The 10,659-nt window shown below is 54.5% G+C and carries 10 protein-coding genes and 1 pseudogene; 6 read left to right on the plus strand and 5 right to left on the minus strand.

Going from position 1 to position 10,659, the window contains the following annotated elements; translation table 11 throughout:
* Positions 1–182 precede the first annotated feature (182 nt).
* The 3 genes from AC52W5_RS03255 to AC52W5_RS03265 are packed head-to-tail and all read left to right on the plus strand — an operon-like array spanning position 183 to position 4,457.
* On the plus strand, positions 183–1,709 hold the full coding sequence (locus tag AC52W5_RS03255) for an ABC transporter ATP-binding protein (RefSeq protein WP_495669954.1): 1,527 nt from the start codon (positions 183–185) through the stop codon (positions 1,707–1,709).
* Positions 1,700–3,277: a DegT/DnrJ/EryC1/StrS family aminotransferase gene (locus AC52W5_RS03260; protein WP_495669955.1), complete on the plus strand. Its 1,578-nt coding sequence runs from the start codon at positions 1,700–1,702 to the stop codon at positions 3,275–3,277. Before AC52W5_RS03255 ends, AC52W5_RS03260 begins: the two co-directional genes overlap by 10 nt.
* 28 nt (positions 3,278–3,305) lie before the next feature.
* Positions 3,306–4,457 (plus strand): NYN domain-containing protein, encoded by a 1,152-nt coding sequence (locus tag AC52W5_RS03265; protein WP_495669956.1) that lies wholly within the window; start codon positions 3,306–3,308, stop codon positions 4,455–4,457.
* Between the two features lie 122 nt (positions 4,458–4,579).
* Here AC52W5_RS03265 and AC52W5_RS03270 read toward each other — a convergent pair whose 3' ends face one another.
* Positions 4,580–5,167, minus strand: a complete 588-nt coding sequence (locus AC52W5_RS03270) for a BON domain-containing protein (RefSeq protein ID WP_074974790.1) — start codon at positions 5,165–5,167, stop codon at positions 4,580–4,582.
* Between the two features lie 194 nt (positions 5,168–5,361).
* On the opposite strand from AC52W5_RS03270, the gene AC52W5_RS03275 reads away from it, so the two are divergent.
* Together AC52W5_RS03275 and AC52W5_RS03280 are read left to right on the plus strand one after the other, a co-directional pair.
* Positions 5,362–5,676 (plus strand): type II toxin-antitoxin system RelE/ParE family toxin, encoded by a 315-nt coding sequence (locus AC52W5_RS03275; protein ID WP_495669957.1) that lies wholly within the window; start codon positions 5,362–5,364, stop codon positions 5,674–5,676.
* Between the two features lie 40 nt (positions 5,677–5,716).
* Entirely contained in the window at positions 5,717–6,292 is a 576-nt protein-coding gene (locus AC52W5_RS03280; RefSeq protein WP_495669958.1) for a recombinase family protein, read from the plus strand.
* Between the two features lie 44 nt (positions 6,293–6,336).
* Here the strand turns inward: AC52W5_RS03280 and AC52W5_RS03285 are convergent, their stop codons facing one another.
* The 3 genes and pseudogenes from AC52W5_RS03285 to AC52W5_RS03295 all read right to left on the minus strand — a co-directional run.
* Positions 6,337–6,720 carry a hypothetical protein gene (locus AC52W5_RS03285; protein ID WP_495669959.1) on the minus strand — a complete coding sequence of 128 codons (384 nt, stop codon included), beginning with the start codon at positions 6,718–6,720 and terminating at the stop codon, positions 6,337–6,339.
* Positions 6,721–6,797: 77 nt separating this feature from the next.
* Positions 6,798–8,053, minus strand: a protein-coding gene (locus AC52W5_RS03290) for an IS3 family transposase (protein WP_495669960.1) whose coding sequence is annotated in 2 segments (ribosomal slippage) — positions 6,798–7,699 and positions 7,699–8,053 — 1,257 coding nt in all. Because the reading frame shifts where the segments join, the coding sequence is not laid out codon by codon here.
* A 233-nt stretch (positions 8,054–8,286) separates the two neighbouring features.
* Positions 8,287–8,460: pseudogene (locus tag AC52W5_RS03295) on the minus strand (IS6 family transposase); the annotation flags it as partial.
* 113 nt (positions 8,461–8,573) lie between these two features.
* Between AC52W5_RS03295 and AC52W5_RS03300 the strand changes: the two are divergent.
* The gene (locus tag AC52W5_RS03300; RefSeq protein ID WP_495669961.1) at positions 8,574–10,190 is read left to right on the plus strand and encodes a dihydroxyacetone kinase subunit DhaK; all 1,617 of its coding nucleotides are present in this window, start codon (positions 8,574–8,576) and stop codon (positions 10,188–10,190) included.
* A 302-nt stretch (positions 10,191–10,492) separates the two neighbouring features.
* Here AC52W5_RS03300 and AC52W5_RS03305 read toward each other — a convergent pair whose 3' ends face one another.
* On the minus strand, positions 10,493–10,636 hold the full coding sequence (locus tag AC52W5_RS03305) for a helix-turn-helix domain-containing protein (protein ID WP_495669963.1): 144 nt from the start codon (positions 10,634–10,636) through the stop codon (positions 10,493–10,495).
* Positions 10,637–10,659: the final 23 nt, after the last annotated feature.

A 10,659-nucleotide genomic window follows, 5' to 3' on the forward strand; every position in this document is an offset into this window, starting at 1 on the left:
CTCAAACCCTCAGTAGCAGAAACCCCGGTTCTCGACTAAGATAATTCTCGGCATACATTACATACATGCCATACTTCCCAATTCCATCCGAAGCGTTTGATTGTGCCAGAACGGGACCTCGACGGGACTTTGTAATGACAGTCCCGAGAGAACTCCCAGCAGAAACAAGATGCGACTCCTCCATGGCCTCCTCTCCACCAACGGCAACTGATGATATCAATAGCGCAGATATTGCGCTTCGCATATCGGGCCTGTCAAAAACCTATCGCATTTATGGCCGTTCGCAGGACCGGCTGCTGCAAGGCTTTTGGGGTAACCGGAAGCAACTGTATCGGGAATTCCGGGCGCTGGACAGCATTTCCTTTGAGATCCGTCGTGGAGAAACCTTCGGGATCATCGGTCCGAACGGATCCGGGAAAAGCACACTGCTGCAACTGATCGCGGGAACACTGACCCCTACCCAGGGCGAAATATATATCAAAGGCAAGGTGTCGGCTTTGCTTGAACTGGGAGCCGGCTTCAACGGGGAATTTACCAGTCGCGAGAATATCCATATGGCGGGCATCGATTGCTGGATTGAACCCTGGCGAGATCACGCAGCGCTACGAGCGCATCGCCGCTTATGCCGACATTGGCGATTTCCTCGATCAACCGGTAAAGAGACATACTCAAGCGGGATGTATGTACGCCTTGCATTCGCCGTCGCCATCTCGGTTGAGCCGGAGGTACTGATCATAGATGAAGCACTGGCAGTAGGAGACATGGAGTTCCAGGCAAAGTGCATGGTGACATTGAAGCAGATACAGGAACGGGGTACCACCATCCTCTTTGTCAGTCATGATGTGGGAGCGGTGAGCGCGTTATGTGAGCGCACTCTTTATCTCAAGCATGGCCGTGCACTGGAAATTGGTCCCACTCCAGACGTCGTTGCACGCTATATTCGTGAAGTACAGGAAGCAAACAACCGGAAAATAAACGTAACCGTTTCTGAAAACAGCGATTCGAGAACTGGCAGCACACGCAATGCTTCTGAAACCGGGATCACTCCACCTCACCCTATTGCTCCTCCCACCGGCCCGGAGGCAGTGTCTGGGGTCGCGTGTGGATCCTCCGCGTCTGGATCCTTGATGGCAGCAAGCCCGTTCCAGAGCGTGGAGAAGGAGCATCTTGCACGCTTTGCTGAAAATGCAAATCACTGCCGTTCCGGAACCGGTGATGTGCGTGTAATTTACGCGGAGATGACAGATGATAACGGACTACCGGTACGTTCCGCAGAATTCGGACAATCAGTCCTCATACGCATCATCGTTGAAGCCGCCCGCACCTGTACTTTTTCCGCCAACTACAAAATTTGCGATAAGAATCGCACGCCGGTGATAGGGAGCAGACTTCCTCATGCAAAGTCAGACGCTGTTGACGCTGGAGCCGTCGCAGCAGGCCGAGGTGCTTTACCGGACATCGCTCCCGCTGACCGACGACAGATACAGCTTGAGAATTTCGCTCACACACCCCGTCAACGCACATCAACAGGCGCTGTTCTTCGATATCGTGGAGATCGCCCACTTATTCGAAGTGCTGCCCAATCCGACTGCAAAGTTCTGGACACAGGTTTATCTGCCGAATACGCTCGATGTAAGGGTTCTGGAATGAGCGACGCCGGCGCGACAACCTTTCCGGCAATCTTTCCGGAAGGGGCAATTTGCTGGTAATCGCCCATCCGGGACATGAACTGCGCCTCTGCGGCTGGATCGGACAGGCGAAACCCCTGGTTTGCATTCTTACCGACGGTTCAGGAAGCGATGATAAGCCCCGGCTGGCGTCCACCTTGAACATCCTGCAGGAACTGGGGGCTGAAATCGGCCCGGTATGTGGTGAATTCACTGACCGGCAAATCTCGGCGCTGCTGCGGCGCGGCCATAACCCAGTGGCCTATAGCACCCGACTTGGAGCGGTTGCCGAGGAGTTGCGTTCGGCGACCATTCCCACCATCGACGATCTCAATCTGCTGACAGTTCCGCCCGACATTATTCATGGCCAGCATCATCTCGATGCAATGACGGCCATGTTGCATTTTCCCGATGCGCCTGCGGTCTACTTCGGCCATGGCTGCCGTGGGAAGAAATGGCGCCACGCTTCCCCACAATCCAGCGCTACGTTGCTGTGGACGATCTCTGCCGGGAACGACTGCAATGCCTGCATGGCATCCCTCCCGAGCGCATTTCATTTGTATAATACGCAATTTTGTCGATCTGCAGCGACAGAAAACGCGGCGCTGGAGCACGAGCTTGCGGAATACATCGGCGCTGCTGAAGTCATCTGTGTCAATTCCGGTACCAACGCACTGTTGCTCTCCCTCAAGGCATTGGGAATAGGTGCGGGAGGTGACGTAATCGTGCCCGCCTTCACTTTTTTCGCAACGGCAGAGGCGGTAAGCCTCGCGGGAGCGCGTCCCTGTTTTGCCGACTGCGCACCCGGTCAATACAACATCGATGTGGACGGCATAAGGGAGGCGCTGACGCCGCGGACAAAGGCCGTCATCGCTGTCCATCTTTTCGGGCAGCCGGCCGATCTAAAGCCGTTACAGGAATTCTGCGTGAACCACGACCTGTGGCTGATCGAAGATGCAGCACAAGCAATCGGCGCCCGCTATCACGATCGTGGTATTGGATCCTTCGGTGTCACCGGCGCCTTCAGTTTTTACCCCACGAAAAACCCGAGCGCTTATGGCGACGGTGGAGCGATTGCCTGTAGCGATCCCGATCTCGCCTCGAGATTGCGATGCCTTCGAAATCACGGACGGCAGGATCGCTACCAACATTCTGAGATCGGCTTCAACAGCCGCCTCGACGAACTCCAGGCAGCAATATTGAGAGTCAAGCTTCCCTATCTGAATGACTGGAACGCGCGACGCCGCCAACTCGCCGCGCTCTACCAGCAAGCACTACAAAATACGGAATGCAACTGGCCGGCAGTCCTTGAAGGCACTGTTCCCGTCCACCATCAGTTTGTGGTTACCCATCCGCACCGCGATGCCCTGCAACTGTTTCTGGCAGGGCATAATATTTCAACTGCGGTTTTCTATCCTATTCCCTGCCATCGGCAGCCGGCTTTCTCGGAATCGCACGCCGGTGTCTCGCTGCCGCTGGCCGAACGTCTTGCCGATCAGGTGCTGGCCCTCCCTATCTACCCCGCTCTGCCTCCCGAAGGGGTATGGCATATCGGTGAACTGATACAGGATTTCGAACACGTCGAACACGGGAAGGGGAAATCACCCTAACCCCCATTATTGAAAGGCAACAAACCTTATGGCCACACTACAGGAAAATGTCAGCATGGCGGTATTTTGTGACTTTGAAAATGTCGCTCTTGGCGTGCGTGATGCGAAATACGAGAAGTTCGATATCAAGCCGGTGCTGGAGCGATTGTTATTGAAGGGCAGCATTGTCATAAAAAAGGCTTATTGCGACTGGGATCGTTATAAGACCTTTAAAGCTGCGCTGCACGAGGCAAATTTCGAATTGATCGAGATCCCCCATATTCGTCAGTCCGGTAAAAACTCAGCCGACATTCGCTTGGTCGTGGATGCGCTCGATCTTTGTTATACGAAATCCCATGTGAACACGTTCGTCATTATCAGTGGCGATTCCGATTTCTCGCCGCTCGTCTCCAAGTTACGCGAGAACGCGAAACAAGTAATCGGCGTTGGAGTCAAGAAATCAACTTCAGACCTGCTGATAGCCAACTGCGACGAATTCATTTTTTATGACGATCTGGTACGCGAGATCGAGTGCGCTGCGGCGAAACGCGATACAACAGAAGCACCGCCTGTGGTGAAGCGTGCGCCTGCGGAGGAAAAACGCCCAGGAGAGGAGCTCGAAGCACGCAAGAGCCAGGCAATCAACATGGCGGTAGAAACTTTCGACGCCCTGGTATCCGAGCGCGGCGACAGCGGAAAAATCTGGGCATCGACGCTCAAACAAGCGATCAAGCGCCGTAAACCTGGCTTTAACGAATCTTATTATGGCTTTCGTGCTTTCGGTAACTTGCTTGAAGAGGCGCAAGCCCGAGGGCTGCTTGAATTGGGCCGTGACGAGAAATCGGGCACGTACGTTTATCGCAGCAGCAGTGCGGCGGCCGATAATGGCACAGCAGTGGAAGCATCGCCGCCTGTTCCTGCTTCGCTTGAGATTGCGGCGCCCTCAGTGCCGCTCGACGGCGTCAACTCCCCGGATGAAACGCATCAGCGAAGAAAAAGTCGTCGAAAGGCTGTGGAAAAGAAAGCGGATTTGCTGCCAGCAACTCCTGCGCCTGAGACAGAAACCGCACAGGCTGCCGGCAATCAGGCAGATCAAACAGTGTCTGAAAAACCAGGAATCAAGGGAAGGAAAAAGCCAGCCGCACGGCAGCCACGCAAACCGGAAGCCGGGACAGACAAGATCGACAAGAAGCCTGGTTAGCCTTTTCGCCTTCCCGGTACGGAAACTGTGAAGCTATCACTTTGATGCTTTCTTTGATCCTTTGAGCGCCCGCTCAAAGGACCGGGCCGAACAGTATTCCAGGCAGATTAAAAAATTCAATGTCAATCCAGATACTCGAACACTTCGACAACCTTGCGGACGCCATCCGTGGATCTCGCAATCTTCACCGCGCTTTGCGCCTCCTCCCGGTCCACCAGCCCCATCAGGTAGACCACCCCATCCTCGGTCACGACTTTGACGTGATTAGCCTGGAATAATCCCTCATTCACGAACTTCGCCTTGACCTTGGATGTAATCCAAGCGTCATAACTGCGCGCGGTAAGCGGCTTGATCTCACCCACCGCAATTTCATTGGTGACATCCCTCACGCCTTCCACGGCCTTCACGATGTCTCCAACCTCATTTTTAACCTTCGTAGATGCCACCTGGCCAGTCAGCAGTACTTTATCATTGAAGCTCGTGACCTCCACATGAACCTTGCGGCCAAATTTGTCCTTGATTCTCCCGTTGCTCTTGAACTCGATGCTCTCATCCTGGACCATGGTGCCGCTTGTACGCCTGTCCTCAGCTACCGCATATCCACTGCCCGCAGCTGCCCCCGTTACCGCCACCGCCGCGCAACCGGAGAGAAATGAAAGCGGAAGCAGGAAAAAAACAACTGCCAATAACTTCAAATTCAGGTTCTGCATATATTCCCTCGGAAAAAATATCGCAACCTCTACTTTATCTCCTTTTATCCCTTGCTGGGGTGCATCCTTCCACCCTTTTCTGCATCAAAAGCGATCGTTAACCGGCAGAAGTCATCGATAAATTGCTCCACTGTGAAGAAGAAGTTCGGACGTAGCGTATTGATGCTTGACGTACAGAGTCAAGAGCCATACGATTGAATCAGCTGATGCTGAGCTATCGAGACAAAAGGACGGAGCGATTCGTGAGGGGAGAATCCGTTAAAGCCTTCCACGGTTTTGAAGGTCAGGCGGGGCGGCGGCTGTCGATCCTGAATGCGGCGCTGTCGCTCGGTACGCTGCGCGCCCTGCCGGGAAACCGGCTCGAAGCGCTCAAAGGAGATCGTGCCGGACAGTATTCCATTCGCATCAATCAGCAATGGCGCCTCTGTTTCGAGTGGCCGGAGGATCAGACCGGGCCGAGCAATGTTGATTTAGAATTAAAAATTCCATTGATTGACACTCACCAATGAAGATCATAGACTCTACTCTGACATTTTTGTAGAGAGAGTCATGGCCAGCCAAAGAATCGGGTATATCCGGGTAAGTTCACTTGATCAAAACCCGGAGCGCCAGCTTGACGGCATTCCCCTGGACAAGATATTTACCGACAAGGCATCCGCCAAGGATACAAACAGGCCTCAGCTCCAGGCCGCGCTCGATCATGTTCGTGCAGGAGATACGCTCATCGTTCACTCAATGGACAGGCTCGCCCGTAATGTGGAAGACATGCTCAGGCTGGTGAGGGAAATGAATATCCGGGGAGTATCGGTTCAATTCATTAAAGAGAATATGAACTTCACTGCCGGTAATGATGATCCACGCTCTACGTTGATGTTTACCATGCTGAGCGCGTTTGCTCAGTTTGAGCGTTCGCTCATCAAGGAGAGGCAGCGGGAAGGGATAGCCCTGGCAAAGGCCAAGGGAGTCTACAAGGGCAGGAAGCCAGCTCTGAACACAGAGAGGATTGCCCAGCTGCGGGAGCGGGCCGCAGCAGGAGCAAACCGGACAAAGCTGGCAAAAGAGTTTGGAATCAGCCGGGAAACGGTCTATCAATACATCAGGACTGAAAACGAGCAGACGATATAACCCTGTTACCGGGATACAGGGTTATTGCTTGCTGAAGTCCATTATTAGTAACAGTCCGTATATTGCACCCCGGCCACGTTGCGAGTCTGGCAATTTGTCGGCGCTCGCATCCTGTCGAACGGGCGGCGAATCGCGCCAAGCATGAGCAGGTCGGACGCGGTAACGCCGCCGCCTTGCTGGTACTGTTGCCGCAGGCGCGCTTCACGCTGATTGCGTTCCCGGTAGTATTGTGCAGTCCGTTCGGAAAACAGGTATTGCGCCATGTCTTCTGTTATTTCCTTGCGTTCGAGCTGGCCGTAAATCACGATGGCATAGGCCCATAGCGCCTGTTCTTCCGTGCCGTTCGGGTATAGCTCGCGTGACAGGGCCAGCCCCTTGCGCGAATGTTCCAGCCGCGTTATCCGGCCTTCCTTGAGTTGCTTATCCAACTCGACGAAACGCGGATGAACTTCTTCAGCAGTTTGTTGCGGCGCAAATTCCGTGGTGGCGCAGCCTGGAGTTGCCCCTATTGAACAGGACAGGATGCGGCTAGTAACTGACTGCGGATGAACTGTCTTGGCGACTTCATCTTGAGCCCCTTGTGAGGATGGTATTCATTGTAATCCTCGAACCACTGTTCGAGTTGTGACATGACTGTTTTTGCATCGGGCCGGTCGTGGACATAGACATAATCCCGCTTGAAGGTTTTGACGAAAGCTTCGGCCATGCCGTTGGACTCAGGGCTTCTAATGGGAGTAAAACAACTGATGAAGCCCGTGTCTTTGGCAAGAGAAACGGTTTCCGTGGCGGTGTAGCAACTGCCATTGTCGCTTAGCCATTCCACCGGATGAGGAAGCCTGGCAACCGGCCCGAAGCGAGCCTCGACCGATTCGATCATGAGATCCCGCACCATTTCGCCGGTAATGCCGCCGTTGGTGGCAACATGACTGATGATTTCACGGTCACAGCAATCCAGCGCAAAAGCCACACGCACCACTTGCCCGTTCCAGCAGGGGATCTCGAAACCATCCGAGCACCAGCGCAAATTGGAACACAGGGTAATCACTTTGCCTTCGTGCGCAAGCTGAGGTCGTTTGCCTGTGTGCCGAGTCAGCAACAGTCCATCCTGGTGCAGGATGCGATAGACGCGCTTGTGATTGACAGCAGATTTGCCCATCTCGTCGAGTTTGCGGTTAAGCAGTGCACAAATCCTTCTGTACCCGTAGGTCGGGCGACAATCCACAAGTTCGCGAATCAAGGGCAGGAGCCAGGCATCATCGGCTTTGTGATAGCGGCAGCGAGCAGATTTTGTCTGCGGCTTCATCCGTTCCACAAGATGGGAGCGCGCAACACCCATCGTGTCTGCAATGGCCTTCATAGCGAATCGTCCTGTGGCAGCAAGGGCATGCGCGAGATCAGTTTTTTTTCATGGGCAAGCTTCACCGCTTCCGTGAGAATCTCGTTCTCCAGGGTCTTCTTGCCCAGCACGCGCTCAAGCTCGCGAATCCGCTTCTTCAACTCGCGCACCTCGGCCGCGGACACTACCGCCTCATCACACCGTATGGCTTCCTTGCCTCCCTCAGACATGAGCTTTCTCCAGCGGAATAACAAGCTTGGAGCAATACCATACTTTCGCGCAACATACGAGACACTCATGCCAGATGAGCGCGTTTCCTCAACAGCTTTTAATTTCTCACCCAGGCTCCAGCGCCTGCGGCGCTCGACTCCGGTGATTACTTCAATGCGATCAAAACCAGAAGCACTATGCATAGCATCAGGCATACGCCTATCTCCTATCGTTAGTGCATCCGTGTCCGGTTCAATTGGGGGCTAGTCCACAGCCGGACAAAAACAGCACTAACACCATGATAAAAGGCATCTATACCCCCATAGGTTTAGTCTTATATGCATTGCCAAAAGTATTTAACGGAAAAAACAAGGGGAAGTTGATGCATTATTACCGGCTCTGTTGCAAAAAAAGGACAAACCAGAAAACTATGGGGTGATCTGATTGATTATGTCCTGTAGATATCGAATTGCCTTTCAATGAGCCAGATTTCTCCTGTGAGGCCCTGGCCCAATTTCCAAATATCCAGCTGTCCTTTCTTGAACATCCGCATGAGCTCGAAACCTTTGATGGTTGCGTAGGCTGTTTTCAGCGATTTAAAGCCCCGCACCGGATTTATCAGGCTCTGTTGCAAAAAATAAGAAACAGCTATATTTTAATTTTCAACTAAATATTTTTTAGTAACTTTTAAATTCACTTTTATCAAAAATCATTTTTTGCAACAGAGCCGAAAACATGGCCCAGTTCATCAACACCAAAGAAAGCATCGTCACCGAAGCCGTCGATGGGCTGGTCGCGGCGTCTGGCGGTAAGCTGGCGCGGCTCGACGGCTATCCGCATATACGGGTGGTCGTACGCAGTGACTGGGACAAGTCCAAGGTCGCGTTGATCTCGGGAGGCGGATCGGGCCACGAACCGGCACATGCGGGTTTCGTCGGGGAAGGGATGCTGACGGCTGCGGTGTGCGGCGACATCTTCGCCTCGCCAACAGTCGACGCGGTACTGGCAGGCATCCTTGCCGTGACGGGAGCGTCCGGCTGCCTGCTCATCGTCAAGAATTATACCGGTGACCGATTGAATTTCGGGCTGGCGGCCGAACGGGCTCGCCAGTTTGGCTTGAATGTCGAGATAGTCATCGTCGACGATGATGTGGCGTTGCCCGACTTGCCCCAAGCCCGCGGCGTCGCCGGCACGCTTTTTGTGCACAAGATAGCCGGCGCGTTGGCCGAGAATGGTGCCGACTTGGCACACGTGGCCTTGGCCGCGCGCAAGGTCGTGTCAAAGACAAAAAGCATCGGCATGTCGCTAAACACCTGCACCATCCCAGGTTCGCCAAAGGAGGATCGCATCCCGCCCGGCATGGCCGAGCTTGGGCTTGGCATCCACGGTGAAGCCGGGGTTGAGCAGGTCGAGTTCAAGGATGCGAGCGAAGCTGTCGCTGCCATGGTCGAGCGCCTGTCAGCTGCAATGGAAGAAAAGCCGCATGTCGCTATGGTCAACAATCTCGGGGGCACGTCGGTCATCGAGATGTCGATCATCCTCAACGAAATCCGGCGGTCAGCGATTGGCGAGCAGATAACCCACGTCATCGGGCCGGCGGCCATGATGACATCTCTCGACATGCATGGCTTCTCGATTTCGGCCTATCCTGCCGACGATGCCGAGATCGCCCTGCTCAAGCAGCACACGCCGCTGGCGGCATGGCCACGGGTCTCCCGGCTAGGCCAGGTTGCGATTCAGGCGCTTCCGGACGGCCTGACGCCTGTCGTTCCGATGCCCTCGATGCACAAGCCGACCAGGGAGTTCCTGACCAGTTGCTGCGAGGTTCTGATCGCCGCCGAGAACGACCTCAACGCGCTCGACGCGAAGTCAGGGGATGGCGACACCGGCAGCACGCTAGCCGGCGCGGCACGCGCCCTGATCAGCGCCGTGGACCGCTTGCCGCTTGCCGACCATACCCAGCTCTATCGAGCCATTGGCTTGGAGCTTTCCCAAACCATGGGAGGTTCGTGCGGTGTGCTCCTCGCGATCTTCTTCGCCGCAGCGGGCGACGCTGCCTCAAGCGGCTTGCCAATGCGCGAAGCATTGCAGGCCGGGTTGCGGAGAATGCAGGAGATTGGCGGGGCACGTCCGGGTGACCGCACCATGGTCGATGCCCTTGCGCCGGCCCTTGATGCCCTGGAAGAGAGCCTGCCCGAGGCGGCGAAAGCCGCGCGTGCGGGTGCCGATCGCACTGCCCACATGAGCAAGGCGAATGCGGGCCGCGCTTCCTATGTCAATGCCAAGCATTTGATCGGTCACGCTGATCCAGGTGCTGAGGCGGTCGCGCGACTGTTTGAACACTTGGCCTAATTTTAGATTGTAAGCATCTATTTATAACAAATAATAATCTCATTATTTATCGACGGCTATCGATGCTGTGCATCGATTATTGCCGGTGTTTCTAACAGTATCGGACTTGGCTCAATTCATATGTGAGCGGCAGGCTCTGCCAGTTGTAGTTATTCTGAGCCGAAAACGGCGTTAAATGCGAGCACAACCGTTTTTCATTGCGAGCCGTTACACATAAGGACTCAGTCGCCTAACAAATCACAAACAGGCCCAACCTCATACCAGCGCTGCGCCGTTTCCCAGCGCGCACGCGCAACCATTCGTCAGCCCCTTTCCAGTGAGAGAATTCTTTGCTTTGAGGCTGCTGCAAGAATCCGGTACACCGTGGCTTCCCCGATGTTCAGTTGACCCGCAATAGCAGTCTTCGTCATCCTCTCTCCCGCGAGACGGACTACCTCCTGCCTGATTGCGTCGGGGGTCGGTTTTCTTC

It is taken from the genome of Nitrosospira sp. CT (genome assembly GCF_059489795.1).

Excerpts from the sequence above, each read along its gene's own strand:
- AC52W5_RS03280 (WP_495669958.1), top strand. The coding sequence starts at position 5,717 with ATGGCCAGCCAAAGAATCGGGTATATCCGGGTAAGTTCACTTGATCAA.
- AC52W5_RS03270 (WP_074974790.1), bottom strand. The coding sequence starts at position 5,167 with ATGCAGAACCTGAATTTGAAGTTATTGGCAGTTGTTTTTTTCCTGCTT.
- AC52W5_RS03265 (WP_495669956.1), top strand. The coding sequence starts at position 3,306 with ATGGCCACACTACAGGAAAATGTCAGCATGGCGGTATTTTGTGACTTT.
- AC52W5_RS03255 (WP_495669954.1), top strand. The coding sequence starts at position 183 with ATGGCCTCCTCTCCACCAACGGCAACTGATGATATCAATAGCGCAGAT.
- AC52W5_RS03300 (WP_495669961.1), top strand. The coding sequence starts at position 8,574 with ATGGCCCAGTTCATCAACACCAAAGAAAGCATCGTCACCGAAGCCGTC.